General features: G+C 34.2%; 12 protein-coding genes. 8 read left to right on the top strand and 4 right to left on the bottom strand.

Going from position 1 to position 23,467, the window contains the following annotated elements:
- Positions 1-246: 246 nt before the first annotated feature.
- Positions 247-1,092, bottom strand: coding sequence for a DUF2911 domain-containing protein (locus JOOMADRAFT_RS14820; RefSeq protein ID WP_008614760.1), 846 nt, complete (start codon positions 1,090-1,092; stop codon positions 247-249).
- Between the two features lie 253 nt (positions 1,093-1,345).
- Here JOOMADRAFT_RS14820 and JOOMADRAFT_RS14815 point away from each other — a divergent pair, with 253 nt between their 5' ends.
- The 4 genes from JOOMADRAFT_RS14815 (at position 1,346) to JOOMADRAFT_RS20685 (ending at position 5,556) form a co-directional block, all read left to right on the top strand.
- The gene (locus JOOMADRAFT_RS14815; protein WP_008614758.1) at positions 1,346-2,650 is read left to right on the top strand and encodes a cryptochrome/photolyase family protein; all 1,305 of its coding nucleotides are present in this window, start codon (positions 1,346-1,348) and stop codon (positions 2,648-2,650) included.
- 977 nt (positions 2,651-3,627) lie between these two features.
- Complete coding sequence (locus JOOMADRAFT_RS14810) at positions 3,628-3,927, top strand: GIY-YIG nuclease family protein (RefSeq protein ID WP_008614757.1); 300 nt, start codon at positions 3,628-3,630, stop codon at positions 3,925-3,927.
- A gap of 561 nt (positions 3,928-4,488) precedes the next feature.
- Positions 4,489-5,367 (top strand): IS982 family transposase, encoded by an 879-nt coding sequence (locus tag JOOMADRAFT_RS14805; protein WP_008610872.1) that lies wholly within the window; start codon positions 4,489-4,491, stop codon positions 5,365-5,367.
- A gap of 42 nt (positions 5,368-5,409) precedes the next feature.
- Entirely contained in the window at positions 5,410-5,556 is a 147-nt protein-coding gene (locus JOOMADRAFT_RS20685) for a GIY-YIG nuclease family protein (RefSeq protein ID WP_317133727.1), read from the top strand.
- Positions 5,557-6,631: 1,075 nt separating this feature from the next.
- On the opposite strand, the gene rpsA is transcribed toward JOOMADRAFT_RS20685, so the two are convergent.
- Entirely contained in the window at positions 6,632-8,410 is a 1,779-nt protein-coding gene (gene rpsA, locus JOOMADRAFT_RS14795; RefSeq protein WP_008614755.1) for a 30S ribosomal protein S1, read from the bottom strand.
- 1,327 nt (positions 8,411-9,737) lie between these two features.
- On the opposite strand from rpsA, the gene JOOMADRAFT_RS14790 reads away from it, so the two are divergent.
- From JOOMADRAFT_RS14790 to JOOMADRAFT_RS14780, 3 genes are all read left to right on the top strand, one after another.
- Positions 9,738-11,375, top strand: a complete 1,638-nt coding sequence (locus tag JOOMADRAFT_RS14790) for a tetratricopeptide repeat protein (RefSeq protein ID WP_169313492.1) — start codon at positions 9,738-9,740, stop codon at positions 11,373-11,375.
- A gap of 601 nt (positions 11,376-11,976) precedes the next feature.
- Positions 11,977-16,791, top strand: coding sequence for a beta strand repeat-containing protein (locus JOOMADRAFT_RS19740; RefSeq protein ID WP_008614736.1), 4,815 nt, complete (start codon positions 11,977-11,979; stop codon positions 16,789-16,791).
- 34 nt (positions 16,792-16,825) lie between these two features.
- Positions 16,826-17,698 (top strand): outer membrane beta-barrel protein, encoded by an 873-nt coding sequence (locus JOOMADRAFT_RS14780; protein WP_008614734.1) that lies wholly within the window; start codon positions 16,826-16,828, stop codon positions 17,696-17,698.
- 100 nt (positions 17,699-17,798) lie between these two features.
- On the opposite strand, the gene cmk is transcribed toward JOOMADRAFT_RS14780, so the two are convergent.
- Both cmk and lon read right to left on the bottom strand, forming a co-directional pair.
- Positions 17,799-18,488: a (d)CMP kinase gene (gene cmk / locus JOOMADRAFT_RS14775; RefSeq protein WP_008614732.1), complete on the bottom strand. Its 690-nt coding sequence runs from the start codon at positions 18,486-18,488 to the stop codon at positions 17,799-17,801.
- A gap of 156 nt (positions 18,489-18,644) precedes the next feature.
- Positions 18,645-21,095, bottom strand: a complete 2,451-nt coding sequence (gene lon, locus JOOMADRAFT_RS14770) for an endopeptidase La (RefSeq protein ID WP_008614729.1) — start codon at positions 21,093-21,095, stop codon at positions 18,645-18,647.
- Positions 21,096-21,480: 385 nt separating this feature from the next.
- On the opposite strand from lon, the gene JOOMADRAFT_RS14765 reads away from it, so the two are divergent.
- Entirely contained in the window at positions 21,481-23,379 is a 1,899-nt protein-coding gene (locus JOOMADRAFT_RS14765) for a beta-N-acetylhexosaminidase (RefSeq protein WP_008614728.1), read from the top strand.
- Positions 23,380-23,467 lie beyond the last annotated feature (88 nt).

Here is a 23,467-nt window from a genome sequence, read left to right as displayed (position 1 = left end):
TAGCTTAAAGAAACAACATTACTAAGCTCCTCTTTTTATTCATTTTTATTAATAGCAAGGGGTCTATTTTGAAAACCCCATTTAAACCTTGATATAAGAGGAGTTCTACAAATTCCATAAACTTTTATCGGACAATAATAGAAAAAAATCAAAAAAAAAGAGGCTGAATTCTAAGTTAAAAAACAAGAAAATTCAGCCTCTACTATTCTATCAGTATAAAGAGTGATACCACTCAAACAAGTGTAATTACTTAGCTCCCCATTCTGCTAATGAGTCTTGGTTTAATTTAACATAGTCTTTATTTCCTGCTTTTTCAGCAGCAGCCAACGACTGTTTTGCAGTTTCTATAGCCCCGTTTGTATCTCCATTTTTTGCTTGGATAAGAGATTTTTGTCGCAGCATCCAAAAAGGAGGTTCATTTTGCATAGAAATTGATTTATCAATCCACTCTTGCGCCTGATCTAAATCCTTCCCTTCTTGTAAATAATAAACAGCGGCCGCATAATAATCGCCTGCCTGAGGTCCAGCCATTACCTTTTCTATGCTAGCCATAGCTTTGTCTACCGTTGGAACTTCAAATGGCACTTCTACATAAGTACTTTCCCAAACAATCCCGAAAGAAGCGCCATTGTTTGATAAATTATCTACATCAATAGTAAATGTTTCCACTTTAAAAGGCAATTCGTAAGTTTTTGCAGTAACAGAAGCTACTACCTTACTAGCATCCCATTTTTCTGGATTCCCCCAATTATTGGTATCACTATAAAAATAAACTTCCCAAGAATCTTTATTCGGCTTAGAATACAAAGCATAACTTCCTTTTTTTACTTCCTTCCCTCCTATCTTAACATCATCACTAAACGTAACAATTGTATTTTGATTGGCGCCTGTTCTCCATAATTCTCCATAAGGAACAAGATCTCCAAAAATAGTTCTTCCACGCATAGATGGACGTGAATACGCTACAGTAACATCTGTTAAACCTACCTTTTGTTCCAATTTAGAAGTTGGACTCGGCTGCGGAGCTGTTACCTGAGCTTCCAATGCATATGACCCTATAAAAGCACATATTACAAGTATTATTTTTTTCATTTTAAATTATTTTTTAATTAGTTAGAACTCCTACGAATTTACATATTTAACAAATCTCATATGTTAACAATATCTTAAAAGAAAAGTTTAAATGTCATTTTTGTTTAAGTTTATTTATTTTTTGATAAACAAAATTAATACTTTTACTCAGTATTAAAAATATAAATACTCCCGACACTTAAACTTTATTTTTCAAGCTTTAACCTATACTTTGTGAGCTAAATCTAATATAGTTTACTTTTAATTTTTTAAAATGAAGAAATGTATTTCCATCTTCTGGTTTAGAAGAGATTTAAGACTAAATGATAATATAGGATTTTTAGAAGCATTAAAAAGTGGAAATCCAGTAATGCCTATCTTTATTTTTGATTCAAATATTTTACAAGAACTTCCTAAAAATGATGCTAGAGTAACATTTATACATGGAAGGCTTCAGGAAATGCGCATGGAGTTTCAAGAAAGGTATGATAGCTCTATTGCCCTATATTTTGACACTCCCATTAATGTTTTTAAGTCATTAGTAAAGGAATACGAAATACAAGCAATCTACACCAATCGGGATTACGAGCCCTATGCTAAAGAGAGAGATCAGGAAATTTCTACATATGTATCGTCTAAAAAAATAGAATTCAAAACATTTAAAGACCAAGTTGTTTTTGAAAAAGATGAGGTAGTAAAAGACGATGGAGATCCTTATGTTGTATACACTCCTTATATGAAAAAATGGAAAGAGAATTTTAGCAAAAAAAATGCTACATCTGTATCTTTAAGTGAATATTTTGATAAGCTAGTAAAGAACACAAGACTTCCACAATTAAGCTTATCTGATATTGGTTTTAATAAATCTAGTATTGAAGTAAAGAACTATGATATTACACCTTCTATTTTAGATAATTATAAAAATTTAAGAGATTTTCCGGCACAAAAAGGGACTTCCAATATAAGTGTACATCTAAGATTCGGAACAATTAGCATTCGGCAAGCCATGCAAAAAGCATTGGAGGCTAAAGAGCATACTTTTTGGAATGAACTTATTTGGAGGGAGTTTTTTATGCAAATACTTTGGCATTTTCCCGAAACAACACATAATGCTTTTCGTAAGAAATACGATAAAATAAACTGGAGAAATAACGAAACTGAGTTTCAAAAATGGTGCAAAGGAGAAACTGGTTATCCATTGGTAGATGCTGGAATGCGACAATTAAATAAAACGGGGTATATGCACAATCGAGTGCGAATGGTTGTTGCCAGCTTTTTATGCAAGCACCTTCTTATAGATTGGCGTTGGGGCGAAGCTTATTTTGCTGAAAGACTATTAGATTATGAACTCTCTAGCAATGTTGGAAATTGGCAATGGGCAGCAGGCAGTGGCGTTGACGCCGCTCCTTATTTTAGAATTTTTAACCCTACTACACAGATTAAAAAATTTGATAAAGATTTAAAATATATAAATACATGGGTAGAAGATTTAAATGAACTTACCTATCCAGACCCAATTGTAGACCATAAAGAAGCTAGAGAACGGTGTTTAAAAACTTATAAAGAAGCACTTAGTTAAGTCATTTCGAGTATAAAAGGAGAAATCACATTCTGCTAACTCATTAATATTTAAGGTGATGAGATGTCTCCCGATGGTCGACATGACTGTGAAGCTTTAGTCATTTCGACTGAAAGGAGAAATCACATCTACAGAATAACAGAGATTTAATTGTTCTGGAGCTTGTCCTATTATTACAGAGAAATCTTATAAAGAAAACTTTTCTTATTAATTGTTTAGGGTATTTAGTCCAAGATGTTTTTGATAATGAGATGTCTCCCGTTGGTCGACATGACTGTGGAGCTTTAGTCATTTCGACTGAAAGGAGAAATCACATCTACAGAATAACAGAGATTTGATTGTTCTGGAGCTTGTCCTATTATTACAGAGAAATCTATAAAAAAGGCTTCTTTGTCAATGTCTAGGGTGTTCAATTCAAATTGCTTTCGATAATGAGATGTCTCCCGTTGGTCGACATGACTGTGGAGCTTTAGTCATTTCGACTGAAAGGAGAAATCACACCTACAGAATAACAGAGATTTGATTGTTCTGGAGCTTGTCCTATTATTACAGAGAAATCTTATAAAGAAAACTTTTCTTATTAATTGTTTAGGGTATTTAGTCCAAGGTGTTTTTAATAATGTGATGTCTCCCGATGGTCGACATGACTGTGGAGTGAAAGGAGAAATCACATCCATATTATTTAGCTCAAAAATATTCGGGTGATGAGATGTCTCCCGCTGGTCGACATGACTGTGAGGTGAAAGGAGAAATCACATCCTGTTATTTAACTCAAAAATATTCGGGTGATGAGATGTCTCCCGTTGGTCGACATGACTGTGAAGCTTTAGTCATTTCGACTGAAAGGAGAAATCGCATTCTGCTAACTCATTAATATTTTCGGCGATGAGATGTCTCCCGTTGGTCGACATGACTGTGGAATAGAAATAAATAAATTTATTAATCAATTATTTTATTCTAATTCGCTATTTTAATACATGCTTTACAAATACTTTGTTTATATAACTACCAATCAGTATCGAACTACTTTATATATTGGAATGACAAACAATATTCAAAGGAGATTATCCCAACATTATTTTGATAGCCAAAATGCTAAAAAATCATTTGCAGGAAAGTATAAATGTATCTATTTGGTTTATTATGAGGGATATGAAACACCGAGCGAAGCTATTCAAAGAGAAAAAGAATTAAAAAAGTGGCGTCGTGAAAAAAAGAACATTTTGATTCAAAATTTCAACCCTAAGTGGGAAACATTGAATAATGATATAATCTAGTCATTTCGACTGAAAGGAGAAATCACATCTACAGAATAACAGAGATTTGATTGTTCTAGATTCTGTCGTATTCTTATAAAAAGTTCTATAAAGAAAACTTTCTTGTTAATGTTTAGAGCGCTCAATCCAAGCTGTTTTTGATAATGAGATGCCTCCCGCTGGTCGACATGACTGTGGAGCTTTAGTCATTTCGACTGAAAGGAGAAATCGCATCTACAGAATAACAGAGATTTGATTGTTCTGGAGCTTGTCCTATTATTACAGAGAAATCTTATAAAGAAAACTTTTCTTATTAATTGTTTAGGGTATTTAGTCCAAAGTGTTTTTGATAATGAGATGTCTCCCGCTGGTCGACATGACTGTGAGGTGAAAGGAGAAATCACATCCATGTTATTTAACTTAAAAATACTCGGGTGGTGAGATGTCTCCCGTTGGTCGATATGACTGTGGAATAGAAATAAATTTATTTATTAATCAATTATTTTAACCCGTTGTGCATTTAGAAAAAGTTGTGCAAACTGCTAAAATGCAGTAAATTGTAGTAACCACACTATAATTTATATGCACAACTTTCAAGCAAATTACGACAAAATCCTCAAGGTTTTAAAAGAATTGGATTGTAAAATGGATTATTTACATCAAATCCGTAAACCTAAATTAAGAGATAAAGAGCTTATAGCTATTGATTTAACATCAGAATATATGAGTGTTGATAGTGAATGCCAGCTTTTTCGAATGTTACCTGCTGGTCTATCCAGCAAAATAGAGCGCAGTGTCTACAATAGAAGAAAGCGTAAGTTGTTTTCTTTTAGAGAATCACTTCGCAAGGCATTAGTGAGAAAGTTGAATAAATCTGAGCATTGTTATATTGTTGACAGTATGCCGTTAGAGGTCTGTAAATTATCAAGAAGCGCTAGAAGTAAGATATGTAAAGAACAAAACTACAGTCTGCCCGAAAAAGGATATTGTGCAAGTCAATCAAGCCATTATTATGGATATAAATTACATGCTGTCTGTTCTGCTCAGGGTGTTATCGAAAGTATGGATATTAGTCCAGCCTCTGTGCACGATATTAATTATTTAAAGGATATAAAGCATCAATTAAGTGATTGCATATTACTTGGTGATAAAGGGTATTTGTCGGCTGAATATCAATTGAATTTATTTGAATATCATAATATTAGACTTGAAACCCCTATGAGAACAAACCAGCATAACTATAGGGAGCAGCCGTACGTTTTTAAGAAATCCAGAAAGCGTATTGAAACATTGTTTTCTCAACTTTGCGACCAATTTATGATTCGAAGGAATTATGCTAAATCTTTTGAGGGATTCAAAAACAGAATATTATCTAAGATTACGGCTATGACGGTCATTCAATATATAAACATATTTGAATTCAACAGAAATATCAATAACCTAAAAATCAATATTGCCTAAATGCACAACGGGTTATTTTATTCTAATTCGCTATTTTAATACATGTTTTACAAATACTTTGTTTATATAACTACCAATCAGTATCGAACTACTTTATATATTGGAATGACAAACAATATTCAAAGGAGATTATCCCAACATTATTTTGATAGCCAAAATGCTAAAAAATCATTTGCAGGAAAGTATTAATGTATCTATTTGGTTTATTATGAGGGATATGAAACACCGAGCGAAGCTATTCAAAGAGAAAAAGAATTAAAAAAGTGGCGTCGTGAAAAAAAGAACATTTTGATTCAAAATTTCAACCCTAAGTGGGAAACATTGAATAATGATATAATCTAGTCATTTCGACTGAAAGGAGAAATCACACCTACAGAATAACAGAGATTTGATTGTTCTGGAGCTTGTCCTATTATTATAGTGAAATCTTATAAAGAAAACTTTTCTTATTAATTGTTTAGGGTATTTAGTCCAAGGTGTTTTTGATAATGAGATGTCTCACGTTGGTCGACATGACTGCGGTGTTTTAGTCATTTCGACTGAAAGGAGAAATCACACCTACAGAATAACAGAGATTTGATTGTTCTGGAGCTTGTCCTATTATTACAGAGAAATCTTACAAAGAAAACTTTTCTTATTAATTGTTTAGGGCATTTAGTCCAAGGTGTTTTTGATAATGGGATGTCTCCCGTTGGTCGACATGACTGTGGAGCTTTAGTCATTTCGACTGAAAGGAGAAATCGCATCTCTGCTATTTAGCTCAAAAATATTCGGGTGATGAGATGTCTCCCGCTGGTCGACATGACTGTGGAGCTTTAGTCATTTCGACTGAAAGGAGAAATCACACCTACAGAATAACAGAGGTTTGATTGTTCTGGAGCTTGTCCTATTATTACAGAGAAATCTTATAAAGAAAACCTTTCTTATTAATTGTTTAGGGTATTTAGTCCAAGGTGTTTTTGATAATGGGATGTCTCCCGATGGTCGACATGACTGTGAAGCTTTAGTCATTTCGACTGAAAGGAGAAATCACACCTACAGAATAACAGAGATTTGATTGTTCTGGAGCTTGTCCTATTATTACAGTGAAATCTTATAAAGAAAACTTTTCTTATTAATTGTTTAGGGTATTTAGTCCAAAGTGTTTTTGATAATGAGATGTCTCCCGCTGGTCGACATGACTGTGGGTAAAAAAAGAAGAGTTTTAAAGCATAAAAAAACCCTCCGAGTTGGAGGGTTTTACTTTTAAATGAATTGAAAATTATTATTTCCCTTCCATTTTATCTTTCAACGCTTGAAGCTCAGCATTAGCATCACCAAGGGTTGTTTTTTCCGCTTGGTTGCTACGTTTTGCAGCAGCCTTAACGTTTTTCTCTTCTTCGGCTTTGAAGATAGCTGTATGAGAAGCTACTACTCTTTTGAATTCTTTATTGAACTCAATGATTTTGAAATCGGCAGTATCTCCTTTTTTCAACTTCTTACCATCTTCTTTCTCTAAATGACGAGAAGGTACAAATGCAACGATATCTTCGTTGAATTCGATAGTAGCACCTTTGTCTACAATCTCAGAAATTTCTGCATTGTGGATAGTTCCTTCAGCAAATTCTGCTTCGTATTTATCCCAAGGGTTATCTGTAGTTTGTTTGTGACCAAGGCTTAATTTACGTCCTTCAACATCTAATTCAAGAACTTCAACTTCTAATTTGTCTCCAACGTTTACAAATTCAGATGGGTGTTTAATTTTCTTAGTCCAAGAAAGGTCAGAGATATAAATTAACCCGTCAATTCCTTCTTCTAATTCAACAAATACACCAAAGTTTGTAAAGTTACGTACAATTCCTGTGTGCTTAGAACCTACAGGATATTTAGTAGTAATATCAGTCCATGGATCTGGAGTTAATTGCTTAATTCCAAGAGACATTTTACGATCTTCACGATCTAGAGTAAGAACCACTGCTTCTACTTCATCTCCAACATTAACGAAATCTTGAGCCGAACGTAAGTGTGTAGACCAAGACATTTCAGAAACGTGGATAAGTCCTTCAACACCATCAGCTACTTCAATAAATGCACCGTAATCTGCAATAACAACTACTTTACCTTTAACTTTATCACCAACTTTTACTTCATCACCTAAAGCTTCCCATGGGTGTTTCTGTAATTGTTTAAGACCTAATTGAATTCTAGATTTGTTATCATCAAAGTCTAAAATTACAACATTTAATTTCTGATCTAATTCAACAACCTCATTAGGGTGATTGATACGAGACCAAGAAAGATCTGTAATATGGATAAGACCATCTACGCCACCAAGGTCGATGAATACCCCGTAAGAAGTAATGTTCTTAACGGTTCCTTCAAGAACTTGACCTTTTTCAAGCTGCCCGATGATTTCTTTTTTCTGTTCTTCGATATCTGCCTCGATAAGTGCTTTGTGAGATACAACAACGTTTTTGAACTCATGGTTAATTTTAACCACTTTGAATTCCATTGTTTTTCCAACGTAAGCATCGTAATCACGAATAGGCTTTACATCTATTTGAGATCCTGGTAAGAACGCTTCGATACCGAATACGTCTACAATCATACCACCTTTAGTTCTGCATTTAACAAAACCGTTAACAATCTCTGCTTTGTCATGTGCAGCATTAACTCTATCCCAAGCCTTGATAGTTCTGGCTTTACGGTGAGATAATACTAACTGACCAGTTTTATCTTCGCGAACGTCGATTAAAACTTCTACTTTGTCTCCAACTTTTAAGTTTGGATTGTAACGAAACTCATTTAAAGAGATTACCCCTTCAGACTTCGCGTTGATATCAATAATCGCTTCTCTGTCTGTTAAGTGAACTACAGTTCCTTCTACAACCTCTTCATCTGCTGTATCTACGAAGTTCTCTTCAACTAAGTTTTCGAATTCTTTTAATTTAGCATCTTCAACTTGGTCAATACCTTCTTGGTAGTTGTGCCAGTTAAAATTTTGTAAAAACTCTTCCTGAGAAATAGTTTCTTTTTGTGCTGTGTTTTCTTTTGCTTCAGCCATGTTGCTGATAATAATTTGTATTCTGCTTTAAATCAAGAGGTTAACAACATTCAATAACAGAAGGTGTTTATATAAATAATTGATTTTCAATCCCTTTTCCCTCTTGGGGTTGCTAAAAAGGAGTGCAAATTTACAACTTAATTTTTGATTTTCAAATAATTACAAAGATAAATGTTTAAAGATTATGATTAATGTACAAGTGAAACATAAAACAGCTTCGCTAGATGAGCAAAGAACGAAGAACGAAGAACAAAGACTAAATATTAACTATCATAAAATAAGTAGCTTAAAGAAATAACATTCCTAAAATCTTCTTTTTATTAATTTTTATTAATAGCAAGGGGCTATTTTGAAAACCTGATTTAAACCTTAATATAAGTAGCGTCCAATAAATTTCATTAACCTTTATTGGACAACAATAATTAAGTTTCTCAGAACAAGCTGATGAGACTTTATTGTAGTATACGCTATAACAACCACTAAATTGATAAAACCTCTATTTGACGTAACCTTTAGACTTGCCATAAGTAAATTCTATTAATTAATAATGAAAAGTACCTTCAAGTTATAAATGACTCTTATTAATCTTGATAAAACGCAAGACCCTATAGATAACAAAGAAATAGGACATAGAAATCATTAATGTCCGAGTAAAAACACAAGACCGCTTCGCTATAAGAAAAAAGAACAAACCTTAACCACCACAAAATAAGTAGCTTAAAAAGACAACATTTCAGAAATTCTCTTTTTTACTCATTTTTACTAATAGCAAGGGGTCTATTTTAAAAACTCCATTTAAACCTTGATATAAGTGGAGTTTAATAAATTCCGTTAACTTTTATCGGACAACACTATAAAAATCAATTGTAAAATTTAGCACAAAACAGTGCTATCCCTAATGTTATGAGAAATTTTCCTATAACAACCAAAGGATATTTCTTACATATATTAGAGATTAAAGAGAATATTTAAAATTTTATCGATAAACTTAACATGAATATATACTTTTGTTTATTATGTATTTTCTTTACAAACAAATCATTATAATAAAAAAATGAAACTTTTTAAATTTCTTTTAATTATTACAATCCTTTTTACAAATAATTAAGTTGTAAAATTAATTCTATAATACATATAGCCTATAATACATAAAATATTTAAAAAATTGTTTAAAAAAGTATAATTAAACTTTCCTCATGGAGAACAGCGGTTACTATATAGATAGTAGAAAAAGTTATGATATTACATTTATAATTTTATGAAATTAAGCTTAGTTGTTTTTTTACTTTTATGTTATTGTACACAAGGAATCTCCCAGTACAAACAAATGCTCCATAAACCCTATAAAGATAAGGTAGAAGGGATTGATAGTTTATACAGGAACACCATTAATAAAGGAATAGAAGATTCCTTATACATAAAAAAATATGCTAAGCAAATAGAAAAGTTTGCCATAGAAAATCAAGATGAAGAGCTCGCCTTAGAAGCCAATTTATTATATGCTTACTCCTATTGGTATATCTATGGTCATAAAAATCATGATTTGATTTATAACCTTATTGACGTTGCACAAAAAGGGAAAAATAAAAAAGTGGCTCACATAGAAGAACGAGCAGCACATACAGTTGCCACTTATTATTGGCGAAAAAAAGAATACGAAAAATCGTTTGAATGGTTATTACGCTCGGCCAAGGTTTTAGAAACTATGAAACCAGAAAGTTTCCCTAACATGGCAGAACACCTCAACTTTATTGGGTACTGCTATTATTATTTTAAAGATTTTTCTAATGCACTTATCTACTATAATAAATCCAGTAAATTAGAAAAGACAAAGTTTAACGCCAATGCTGTTCTTGACGCTCAAAATACCTTGGGATTGTGCTATCAAAAATTAAAGGACTTAAAGCTTGCCGAACGTTTTTTTTTAATGATAATAAACGATTCCTCCGCATACCAAAATGATGTTTGGAAGAGAATTGCCTCTGGAAATCTTGGTTATAACTTTTTTTTAGAAAAAAACTATAAAAATGCGATTCCCTTGCTTGAAAAAGATATCCAAAATGCTATAAAAATTGGGGATATTGGTTTTGCAGCAGGTTCGGCTATTCCTTTAGCCGACATTTATTTGCAACAAAAGAAATTGGATAAAGCAAAACAAAAAATAGAGGAAGCCAAAACATACATTCAAAAATCTGGTCAAACCGATCGGTTTAAAGAACTATATCCTGTAATGAGCAAATGGTATGCCGCCAATAAACAAATAGATAGCAGTTCGGTTTACCTAGACTCTACTATAAACGCCATAAATACATACTATCAAAAATACAACTCTATAAAACTAATAAGAGCCAATCAAAAAGTGCAAGTAAGAGATTGGCAGTTGGAGATAGAAAAACTTCACACAGAAAGTCGTTTAAAAATCTCTCAACGCAATAATATCATCTTAATCATTGCTTTATTATTAATTGGAAGTCTTTGTGCCTATTGGTTTAGAAACAAATACCATCTAAGAAAACAGGAAATTAAAGAATTAAGAATAGAAAATGCTGAAAAAGCTTTAAGTAACGCAAAAAATCAACTACAAAGCTTAAAGTTGAAAATTCATGATGAGCAGGAGATTATTGAAAGCCTACAACAACAATTACAAAGTAAAGACAATAAAAAATTAATCTGCCAATTAAAATCCAAAATCATCCTTACCGATGAAGATTGGAAGAAGTATCAATTATTATTTGACGAAATATATCCTGCCTACCTTCATACATTGCGCTCTATGTATTCCAACCTCACTCCATCAGAACTGCGGTGTCTTTGTTTAGAAAAATTAGAGCTAACCAATAAAGAAATGGGGTTAGTTTTAGGGGTTTCCACTAATTCTGTAATGGTAACCAAACACCGTATCCGTAAAAAGTTAGGCTTAAAAAGTCAGCAAGATATACGGCTCTTGGTGCGGGAATTAAGCTAAACATATCTTGAAAAATTCTTACAAGCCTTTAGAGGAATCTACATTTTCAATAACATAAAACTGTAAGGTTTTTGTAAGGCTTTTTTTAACATAATTTAAAGAACTCTCTAGAAATTCGTATAAATATTAAAAACATATTAAAACGAATGGTTAAATTTTATTTTTCTTAATAATTGATCTTACTCTTTATGTTTTTTGATGTGGTTTTATACAAAATTTAACTCATAGTATAAAACATACATTAGAAAAGCTAAATAAAAACACGAAGAATATGAATAATATAGTATAAGCTATAAAAACTGTTCTATCCTCACAACATAGTTACTCTAAACCGTATAAAAATAGTAAACATAACAATTAAAATAAATAATCTCAAGGCTCTTGTCCCTCTATTAATTTACTTAATTATGAAAAAAATTACGTTCAAGTCTATTGAAAAATCTAACTATAAATATTCTGAAAAAGAAGTTTGTAATAGAATTACTTTAATTTCAGGTATAGTTACTTCTGAACTTCAGTATATCAAATTTTTAAAAATTTGATATACGTAACAAGCATACATGCTTTATAAAATAAAAAAATCCCAACTAAAAAATCCCAGATGAAAAATAAATCTCAAGCGTTTGTAAACCTACGTAAAAAATTAAGTCTTCTTATTTTATTAATTACGGTAGTCAGCACTTCTTCTTTTACTACAACTACCATTAAAAGTAGTTTAGAAAACAAAAATACATGTTTTGTTGAAGAAGAAAATATTAACAACATTAAAGAAGCTGTTTTTCGAAATTCTTTGGAAGAAAATGCTATGCCTCCTGCAACGTTTACATCTCTGGGAGCAGCAGACTCCGGAGGTCCTGGTTTTAAAACCACCAATTTCCCGGAACTAGTAGTAAGTAACAATTTGACCATTGAAGGAGGAGAACTTTATGGTTCTAATAGTGATTATAACAATGTCGAAACACTTATATTTAAGGCCGACGAAGTAGATGCAGCATCTTTCGACCTATATGATATGACTATATATAGTTTTGGAGCTCAATCTGATTATTCAGGGACTTCCTTAACTTTGAAAGATAAAGATGGTAACATCATAAAAACTATGACTGGTGTTACGTCTTTAGGACAGACAGAAATCTCTATTGGAAGCTTTTTTACAACCAATAATTCTTTACCAGTTATAGGCGTTGCAGAAATTATTATTGAAGTTCATAATAGTTCGCCTGATAATTTTACGATCACATCTATTGATTTTCGAAATACTGTCGCTCCTTCTTCCAACACCACCCCAACCGTAACCACCACAGCAGCCTCTGGCATTACTGCTACCACTGCAACCCTTGGTGGTAATATAACCGACAACGGTGGAGCTACGGTAACCGAACGCGGTATTGTTTACAACACCACAGGCACACCAACAACGGCTAATACCAAAGTACAAATAGGTTCTGGCGACGGGAGTTTTTCTGGTGAAATTACAGGACTTACCGCAAATACTGAGTATTATGTTCGTGCCTATGCAATCAATAGTGAAAGCACAAGTTATGGAAGTGAAGAGAGTTTTACTACTCCTGCATGTACCATGACGGCCTCTATTACATCACAAACCAATGTAGCCTGTTATGGAAACTCAACAGGGTCATTAACAGTGACCCCAGCAAACGGAGCATCTCCTTATACTTATTTGTGGAATGACGGTTCTGCCCAAACAACAGCTACTGCTTCTGGACTTAGTGCTGGAAACTATGAAGTAACGGTAACCGATAACAACGGATGTACGGCTACGGCTAGTGCAACTATTACCCAACCCACAGCATTATCAACCAGTATCACCGCAACCCCTGTTAGTTATAACGGCGGAAACGACGGAACAATTGATTTAACCGTAACTGGCGGAACAACACCTTATGGTTTTGATTGGAGCCACACCGCTACTACTGAAGATTTGACTGGATTAACCGCTGGAACCTACAACGTAAAGGTAACCGATGTCAACGGATGTACTATAACCACATCTGCGGAAGTAACGGAGCCTGCACCCTTCATCCCAGATGCTAACAACATTTTGTATGTAGATAAAGATGCTACAGGAATAGGTAGCGGAAATTCTTGGGAAAACGCCATCACAGAACTTGCCGATGCTTTAGTATGGGCTAAAATAAATGAAGATGCTAACTGGGAGAATACACCTTTAAAAATATATGTATCCATAGGTACCTATAAGCCCTTGTACAGCCCAAAAGACAGTAATTTTGGAACAGATCAGGAGCGCGACAATAGCTTTTTAATGGTCAAAAACGTACAAGTGTATGGGGGCTTCGATCCTAGCAATAATATCAATACCCTAAATGATGAGCGTATTCTTCCTAGTACAGGTACTAATGGCACCATTTTAAGTGCAGATGTAAACAATGACGATGGAGACGATTTTACTAATAATTCAGAAAATCTAACTAGAGTAATAGTGAGTAGTAGTGATGCAGGCAAAGCATTATTAAATGGGTTTACAATAAGTGGAGCTAATGGAGAATACAATGACGATATTACGGTAAATGGGAATCCTATTTACCAATGTTCAGGAGCGGGTATTTATAATTCTATTTCATCGCCTAGTTATGAAAATCTTTTAGTGATTGGAAATTATAATACAGAATCTGGTGGAGGGATGTTTAGCTATCAGTCATCGCCAACACTTCGTAATATTATATTTAAAAATAACAAAGCAAAAGACGGCGGTGCTATAGCTAGCCAAGACAATTCTAATCCTATATTAATAAATGTAGCCCTTATAGGTAACACAGCAACTAACATTGGCGGAGCAATTTACAATGTAACCAACTCCTCTCCTACTTTTGTCAATAGTACAGTAGCTAATAATAGCGATACTAATGGAAGTAACGGAATGCACAATGCAGACACTTCTAATCCAAATATACATAACTGTATTGTCTGGGGTGGAATAACGGGAAGTTATCAAGCACAAAATTCTATTATTGAAGGGAATGATGATGATACAAATGGAAATATAGATGCCACAGATATTTCAGTTTCAGACATTTTTAACGCCCCTACTAATGGCGATTATAGTTTAAAAGAAGGAAGCTTTGTGGTTGTAAATAAAGGAGACAATACGCTATACACCAATGTAAATGGAAATTTAACTTTAGTCGATGATGTAGATTTAGCAGGAAATGCTCGTTTATTTGATGGTTGCCCTACAGTCGATAAAATAGATATGGGAGCCTATGAGTTGCAAGAAGGGTCACCGGTGCTCTCAGCAAGTGCAACTGCAACCCCTGTAAGTTGTAACGGCGGAAACAATGGAACAGCAGATTTAACCGTTACTGGCGGAATAGCGCCTTATAGTTTTGAATGGAGCAACACCGCTACTACTGAAGATTTGACTGGCCTAACTGCTGGAACGTATTCTGTAACCATAACCGATGCCAATGGATGTACCGCAACCACTTCAGCAGAGGTAAGCGAACCAACAGTATTATCAGCTAGTATCACCGCAACTCCTGTTAGCTGTAACGGCGGCAATAACGGAACAGCAGATTTAACCGTTACTGGCGGAATAGCGCCTTATAGTTTTGAATGGAGTAACGACGCTACCACTGAAGATATGATTGGCTTAACCGCAGGAACATATTCTGTAACTATAACCGATTCCAATGGATGTACCGCAACCACTTCAGCAGAGGTAAACGAACCAACAGTATTATCAGCCAGTATCGTCACAACTCCTGTAAGCTGTAACGGCGGAAACAACGGAACAATTGATTTAACCGTTACTGGAGGAATAGCGCCTTATAGTTTTGAATGGAGTAACACCGCAACCACTGAAGATTTGACTGGCTTAACCGCAGGAACTTATTCGGTAACCATAACCGATGCCAATGGATGTACCACAACCACTTCAGCAGAGGTAAACGAACCAACAGTATTATCAGCCAGTATTGTCACAACTCCTGTTAGCTGTAACGGCGGCAATAACGGAACAGTAGATTTAACCGTTACTGGCGGAATAGCACCTTATAACTTTGAATGGACTAACGACGCAACCACTGAAGATTTGACTGGCTTAACTGCTGGAACGTATTCTGTAACTATAACCGATGCTAATGGATGTACCGCAACCACTTCAGCAGAGGTAAGTGAACCAACAGCATTATCAGCCAGTATTGTCACAACTCCTGTTAGCTGTAACGGCGGCAATAACGGAACAATAGATTTAACCGTTACTGGCGGGGTAGCGCCTTATAACTTTGAATGGAGCAACGATGCTACCACTGAAGATATGGTAGGCTTAACCGCAGGGACTTATTCTGTAACGGTAACTGACGCTAATGGATGTACCGCAACTGCATCGGTAGCTATTGTTGTTGAAGACAGTACAAAACCAACAGTAGTGTGTCAAGACATTACGGTTCAACTCGATACCAATGGAAATGTAAGTATAACTGCAGATGATATCGATAATGGAAGTAGCGATAATTGCGGAATCGCTTCAATGAGCATTTCTCAAAATACGTTTAATAATACAAATCTAGGAGATAATATGGTAACCTTAACTGTAGAGGATGCTGCTGGAAATACAGATATATGTACTGCTATAGTTACTGTGAATGAGGCACCATCAACCATTCCTGATATAGCAGCAATTAAAATAGGTAGTGTCTCTTTTGACAATCCGCCAAACACTATTAACTACCTAATGGATTGTAATAATGGAGCAACTTCTATAGAGATTGAGGTCTTAGCAAAAGCCAATACTACGGTTATTCCTAGAAATTTATTTACTATAGAAACCCCTAAGCCAGGTATCTATAGACAAACAATAACGGTGACCCCACAAAATGGAAATAGTTCCAAAACCTATGAAATAGTAATAAATAAACAGTTTGATTTTGACGGAATTGTAATCCAAAAATTCAATAACACATTGTTAGTTAACAATAATCCAGAAAGCAATGGAGGATATAAGTTTGTAAACTATCAATGGTATAAAAATGAAGTTGCTATTGGAACAGGACAGTATTATTCTATAGGACCAAACCGAGAAGATTCCCTAGACCCTAATGCAAGCTATTCAGTAGAAATGACAACAGAAGATGGAGATGTTTTAAGCACATGTACAGGCAGCATTGAGCATACCCAATCCTATAATATAAGCGTAACCCCCAACCCAGTAACGGCAGGGAGTTATGTTGAGGTCTATGCTGATTTACCTCCAAATGATTTAAAAGGGATGCAACTAAGCCTCCACAGCTTATCGGGGCAGTATATCAAAAAGATGGAGACCCAACAACAGCTAACAAACTTTATAATTCCTACAGGTACGCAAACCGGAGTTTATGTTTTTTACTGTAAAACAACAACAGGAATGGTAAAACACTTTAAAATAATTGTAAAATAGGCTTTTTGAGCAGCTACATAAAAATATTCAAAATATGAAAACTTTAAATCAACATATCCTATTTTTAAAACACTTGAGTTTTTTCTTTTTATTGGGCTTTTTTACAAATAATAGTCACGGGCAAAATACCCAACATGAAATCTCTGTAATCGCTTTGGGAGGGGGATTTTCAACAATGAGCTATGATTTAGATCAAGGAAAAGTAAATAAACGATTAGGTGCAAGTTTTGGTTTCCGCTATGCTTATTACCTAAACAATCAATGGAGTCTTGGACTTGGAGTAGATTACCAAAGTTATAATGCGTCTGCTTCTTTAGGGAACGTAAAAGCTGCGTACACAACAACAGATTTTGAAAACGAAGACTTTGAGTTTCGCTATACCGCAGAAAATTATAAAGAAGAGCAATGGCTAAAATATCTAAATCTTCCAATCACCGCTCAGTATGAAACCTTAGGAGAAAACACAAGGTTTTATATTTCCGCAGGTACTAAATTAGGATTTCCGCTAAAAGGAAAATATCAAACAAGTGCAAATGCCATAACCACTAGTGGATATTATTCGCAATACGACGCCGAACTCTTCGACCCTGCTTTTGCTGGTTTTGGGACCTATGGCACTCAAGAAACCAATAAAGAAGAATTGGATATAAAATTATCATATTCTGCCATCATAGAAACTGGAATCAAGCAGAAAATAGCTGAACACAGTTCGATTTATGTGGGGGTTTATTTTGATTATGGAATTAATTCTATTATAGACTCTCAAGACCAAACAAGACAATTGGTAGAATACGATGCGGAAGATCCTGTTAATTTTAAATATAACAGTGTTTTTGATTCGGGAATTGCAAAAAACATGAGACTCATTAGTTATGGAATAAAACTCAGGTATGCATCAAAAATGTAAATCAACACAATATTCAAAAAAGCTCAACAGTAATTAAATACAAGTTGAGCTTTTTTTTTGAATCTATTTTTCCTAAACTATATAATTAAAACTATAATAATTATTGTTTCTCAATAATTCTAAGTGCAAAATTATAAATCCGTTCAAATTGTTCTTTTAAGCCCATATCGCTATTATCAAACTCAATAGCTGTTTCTGCTTGAATTAAAGGAGAATCTTCACGATTTGAGTCTAAATGGTCTCTTTCTTGTACGTTTTTTAAAACCGCATCAAAAGTTACTTCTTCGCCTCTATCCACTAATTCTTTATAACGTCTGTGAGCTCTTGTTTTAGCAGAGGCAGTCATAAATAATTTTAATTCAGCATCTGGAAAAACTACCGTTCCAATATCTCTTCCGTCCATAACAACTCCCTTCTCTGCCCCCATCTTTTTTTGTTGCTCTACCAACTTCTTTCTAACTTCAGAAATGGCAGCTACCATACTCACTACATTTGACACTCTTAAGGTTCGAATTTCTTTTTCTACATTCTCGCCATTTAAGTACGTATCTGCATTCCCAGTTTCTTCATTAAGCTTAAAATTCAAAGTTATTTCTGGCAATTTCTCCACTAAGTTTTTAACTTCTCCAGCTTCATTTATCAAACCATTGTTAAGCACAAATAAAGCCACCGCACGATACATGGCTCCAGTATCTACATATACATAATTTAGCTTTTTTGCTAATTGTTTAGCAATCGTACTTTTTCCTGTGGATGAAAATCCGTCTATGGCAATGGTTATCTTTTTCATTAAAAACTTTTAAAATTCATTCAAACAGAGCTTTTACTTTGTCAAAATCGGAAAATCAATTCCTCATTTACTTCGGGTAATATTCCTTTTAATTTAATTTCATGCTCCTCAACATGCTCTGGGTAAAAATATTGACAACTGAATACTGCCTACTAACTACAGCTCTTTTGCATTTTTAACAGCTTCATCTGTAATTGCAAGGCCTATTACTTCGCTCATTTCATTTACATAATGGAAAGTAAGTCCTTTTAAATATTCTTCTTTAATTTCAAGAATATCACGCTTGTTTTCATTACACAAAATCAATTCTTTAATACGAGCTCTTTTTGCAGCCAGTATTTTTTCTTTAATCCCACCTACAGGCAATACTTTACCTCTAAGGGTTATCTCCCCAGTCATAGCTATACTTTTCTTAACTTTTCTTTGAGTAAATAGAGAAACTAAAGAGGTCAACATAGTAATTCCTGCACTCGGACCATCTTTTGGTGTTGCTCCCTCTGGAACGTGAATATGCACATTATATTTTTCAAACACCTCCGGATTAATTCCTAAACTTTCGGCATTAGATTTAATATATTCCATCGCAATGGTAGCCGACTCTTTCATTACTTTTCCTAAATTCCCAGTAATAGAAAGCGTTCCCTTACCTTTTGAAAGTATAGATTCAATAAATAAAATATCTCCACCAACACTTGTCCAAGCTAAACCAGTTACTACTCCCGCAACTTCGTTGTTTTCGTATTTATCGCGTTCTAAACGTGCTACTCCCAATACTTTTTCAACATCTTGCGTAGTTACTTTTACATCATACTCCTCTTCCATTGCTATAGATTTGGCAGCATATCTAACCATTTTAGCAATTTGCTTATCCAAACCACGTACCCCAGATTCTCTTGTATATCCTTCTACAATTTTCTCAAGTTCTTTTTTTCCTACTTTTAAATCTGCTGGTTTTAATCCGTGCTCTTTTAATTGCTTTGGAAGTAAATGGCGTTTTCCTATCTCTACTTTTTCTTCAATTGTATACCCCGTAACATTAATAATTTCCATACGGTCTCTTAATGCTGGCTGGATTGGACCTAAATTATTTGCTGTTGCAATAAACATAACCTTAGAAAGGTCGTAGCCCATTTCCAAGAAATTGTCGTAAAATTCTTTATTTTGCTCAGGATCTAAAACTTCTAACATAGCCGAAGAAGGGTCTCCATTATGACTAGAAGAGAGTTTATCTATTTCATCTAAAATAAAAACAGGATTAGAAGTTCCTGCTTTTTTAAGCGACTGTATAATCCTTCCTGGCATTGCTCCTATATAGGTTTTTCTATGTCCACGGATTTCTGCTTCGTCTCGTAATCCTCCTAAAGAAATACGCACATATTCTCTTCCTAGCGCCTCTGCAACAGATTTCCCCAAAGATGTTTTACCAACTCCTGGAGGTCCGTATAAACATAAAATTGGCGATTTCATGTCGTTTCTCAACTTCAATACTGCCAAATATTCTATAATACGCTTTTTAACATCTTCAAGTCCGTAATGGTCTCTATCCAATATTTTCTGAGCACGCTTTAAATCAAATTTATCTTTAGAAAACTTATTCCATGGCAAGTCCAAAAACAAATCTAAATAATTACGCTGAATGGAATATTCTGCTACTTGCGGATTCATGCGCTGTAGCTTAGCCAATTCTTTTTCAAAATGTTCTTTTATCTTGGCATCCCATTTTTTCTTATTTCCTTTTATACGCATTTGCTCAATCTCTTCTTCAGACGAAACTCCTCCCAATTCTTCTTGGATGGTTTTCATTTGCTGATGAAGGAAATATTCCCGCTGTTGCTGATTAAGGTCGGATTGCACTTTAGACTGAATATCGTTTCTCAAATTTAACTTCTGAAATTCAACATTCATAAACTTCAAAGTAGCTAAAGCACGCTCCTGAAGATTTTTTGTTTCTAGTAACTTTTGTTTATCCTTTACTTCCAAATTCATATTAGAAGAAATAAAGTTTATTAAAAACGAGTTACTTTCTATATTTTTAATAGCAAAAGAAGCCTCCGAAGGAATATTTGGACTCTCTTTTATAATCTGTAAAGCCAAGTCTTTTATAGAGTCTATAATAGTTGTAAACTCTTCGTCTTCATTAGCAGGTTTTTCTTCTGGTAAATCTTTAATTTTCGCATTAAAATAGGGCTCTGTAGTTGTAATTTCCTCTATTTCAAAACGCTTTTTCCCTTGTATAATTACGGTTGTATTTCCATCGGGCATTTTTAAAACACGAAGAATTCTTGCTACAGTTCCTGTAGTATTTAAATCGGCTATTTCTGGATCTTCAACGGTTTCATCTTTTTGAGATACTACCCCAATTACTTTACTTCCGTTAGAAGCATCTTTTATTAATTTAATCGATTTATCTCTTCCTGCGGTAATCGGAATTACAACACCTGGGAAAAGTACCGTGTTTCTAAGAGGTAAAATTGGGAGTGTCTCGGGCAAAACCTCATTGTTGATTTCCTCTTCATCTTCCGGAGTCATTAACGGAATTAATTCAGCATCATCATCAATATTTTGCAGTGACAAACTGTCCATATTTAAAAATTTGTTATTACTCATAGTTCTTTATAAGTCATTCTGTCATTCAGAATGGGTTTAATTCTTCTTTTTCAGTAGTCCGTTAGCGCCTTAATTTACTGATAGTTTGTATACAAATTAAGCTTGCCAACATTTTAATCATTCTGTATAGGCAATACCCGTGCCATAATTAACAAATTGTATTTTTACGTTTAACCTCTAGCTATTGTAGATTTTCATTTCATTTTTATCTATAAGTTTCACTTTTTCACTTCCAAAACTTATCCGAAGATTTAGTATCTTTCTCCCTTAATTCATTTTCAACACATGAAAGCCCACAATGGGCATTTAATAGAGAATAATCAACACCAACATAAATAATTTAAATTACTAACAATCAATTCGTTTTTGTAAAAATTTAATATAGATGAAAAGCATTTTTTTAAGTCTTCTCCTTTCCTTTACCGTTTTTAATGGGTTTTCTCAGGATTTCTCTAAATACTTTATCAATCCGCCACAAGAAATTACAGTTTTAGATTCTTGCGTTTCTTTAACAAGTACAAATGCTAGTCAGCTTGAAAAACTCCTTACTATTACTACAAACATGGATTTTATTGGGTCTATGGATATTGCAGAAAAGATTGGTTTTTCAAAATTACATCTCAATTTTAGTATTGATTCTTTACAGTTAAAGCCTCAAGGATATCGTTTAAAAATAACTACAGACACGCTGCAAGTTAAAGGGCAAGATTTAGCCGGACTATTTTATGCTAAACAAACACTTTCTCAACTCCTTTCGTATGCCATATCCGAAGGGAAATCGCTTCCTTGTGTAGAAATTACCGATTGGCCAAATTTTGAAAGAAGAGGCGTTATGTTGGATGTTAGTAGAGACAAAGTACCAACCATGGAAACGCTTTATCAACTTATTGATAAGTTAGCCGAATGGAAACAAAACGAATTACAACTTTATATTGAGCATACCTTTGCCTACAAAAACCATGAGGAAGTATGGAAAAATGCGAGTCCGTTTACTGCTGAAGAAATTAAACTCCTCGATGCTTATTGTCGAGAAAGACATATTGATTTAGTGCCGAATCAAAATTCGTTTGGGCATATGGAAAACTGGTTAAAGCATGATGAATATTTAGATTTAGCTGAATGTCCTGAAGATTGTGAAACTGTTTGGGGAAAACGAAAACGCACTAGTTTAAATCCGACTGACCCTGCTTCTTTTGAATTAATGAAGAGTTTGTATGAAGAATTACTTCCAAATTTTTCGAGTAAGTATTTTAATATTGGCGGAGATGAAACGGTAGAGCTTTGTTTAGGAAAGTCTAAAGAAGAATGTGAAAAGCTTGGAAAAGGACACGTATATTTAAACTACCTCACTAAACTCAATGAAGAAGTTAATAAGCAAGGGAAATTAGCTCAGTTTTGGGGAGATATTATTTTAAATCATCCAGAATTAATAAGTGAAATTCCTAAAAATATGACTGCGGTAGTTTGGGGATATGATGCCACCTACCCTTTTGATGAAAACTTACCAAAGTTTAAAAATGCAGGTTTAGAATTTTATGTGTGCCCAGGAACCTCCACATGGCGTTCTGAAATAGGAAGAAACACCAATGCCTTTGAAAACCTTAAGAATGCTGCAATTGAAGGGCAAAAAAATAATGCAAAAGGTTTTTTAAACACAAATTGGGGAGATTTTGGTCATTTTCAACCATTATCTGTTACCTATGCTCCACTGCTTCTTGGCGCTTCTTATTCTTGGAATTATTCAGAAAAATCTGTTGATAACTTAGCTTTTCATTTAAATCATTATGTGTTTAAAGACGAAACAGCCAATACAGGAAAAGCTATTTTAATGTTAGGTGATGCTTATCTAAAAGCAGATATTCCTGCAGGAAATGCCAATGCTTTCCACTTAATGCTCCGAAGGTTTAAATGGACTATGAAAGGGCACTACCAAACAAAACACCTAACCATAAAAGGATTGGAAGCCGCAGAAAATGAGATTAATAACGCTTTAGCTATTCTTGATAAAGGGAAACCAACTTCTGAGGATGCTGCCATTGTAATTGCAGAAACAAAACAGGCTGCCAAACTTGCATTACATGGAGCTCATTTAGGAGAAGCTCGATTAAAAGCAAAAGGATATGCCACGGAAAACATTCCGGAAGTAGAAAAAGAAAAACTAGCGGAAGAACTCGCGCCAATTATAGAAAATCAAAAGAAAACTTGGTTGCTTAGAAATCGTGAAGGGGGACTTGAAGATTCTACCGATAAATTGAAAGAATTATTAGAGTATTATAAAAATTAATTTACAGCTGTTAAACTGAGTTTCTTGAAGTTTTTTTAAATAATGCAAGATCCTTCGACAAGCTCAGGAGGACATTCGACAAGCGGAC

Source organism: Galbibacter orientalis DSM 19592 (assembly GCF_000260115.1).
GTDB lineage: Bacteria > Bacteroidota > Bacteroidia > Flavobacteriales > Flavobacteriaceae > Galbibacter > Galbibacter orientalis.
This window is presented reverse-complemented; position numbering and strand designations above follow the sequence as displayed.

What these genes read in the sequence shown, in the direction of transcription:
- JOOMADRAFT_RS14820 (WP_008614760.1), bottom strand. Translation starts at nt 1,092, where the DNA reads ATGAAAAAAATAATACTTGTAATATGTGCTTTTATAGGGTCATATGCA.
- JOOMADRAFT_RS14815 (WP_008614758.1), top strand. Translation starts at nt 1,346, where the DNA reads ATGAAGAAATGTATTTCCATCTTCTGGTTTAGAAGAGATTTAAGACTA.
- JOOMADRAFT_RS14810 (WP_008614757.1), top strand. Translation starts at nt 3,628, where the DNA reads ATGCTTTACAAATACTTTGTTTATATAACTACCAATCAGTATCGAACT.
- JOOMADRAFT_RS14805 (WP_008610872.1), top strand. Translation starts at nt 4,489, where the DNA reads ATGCACAACTTTCAAGCAAATTACGACAAAATCCTCAAGGTTTTAAAA.
- JOOMADRAFT_RS20685 (WP_317133727.1), top strand. Translation starts at nt 5,410, where the DNA reads ATGTTTTACAAATACTTTGTTTATATAACTACCAATCAGTATCGAACT.
- rpsA (WP_008614755.1), bottom strand. Translation starts at nt 8,410, where the DNA reads ATGGCTGAAGCAAAAGAAAACACAGCACAAAAAGAAACTATTTCTCAG.
- JOOMADRAFT_RS14790 (WP_169313492.1), top strand. Translation starts at nt 9,738, where the DNA reads ATGCTCCATAAACCCTATAAAGATAAGGTAGAAGGGATTGATAGTTTA.
- JOOMADRAFT_RS19740 (WP_008614736.1), top strand. Translation starts at nt 11,977, where the DNA reads ATGAAAAATAAATCTCAAGCGTTTGTAAACCTACGTAAAAAATTAAGT.
- JOOMADRAFT_RS14780 (WP_008614734.1), top strand. Translation starts at nt 16,826, where the DNA reads ATGAAAACTTTAAATCAACATATCCTATTTTTAAAACACTTGAGTTTT.
- cmk (WP_008614732.1), bottom strand. Translation starts at nt 18,488, where the DNA reads ATGAAAAAGATAACCATTGCCATAGACGGATTTTCATCCACAGGAAAA.
- lon (WP_008614729.1), bottom strand. Translation starts at nt 21,095, where the DNA reads ATGAGTAATAACAAATTTTTAAATATGGACAGTTTGTCACTGCAAAAT.
- JOOMADRAFT_RS14765 (WP_008614728.1), top strand. Translation starts at nt 21,481, where the DNA reads ATGAAAAGCATTTTTTTAAGTCTTCTCCTTTCCTTTACCGTTTTTAAT.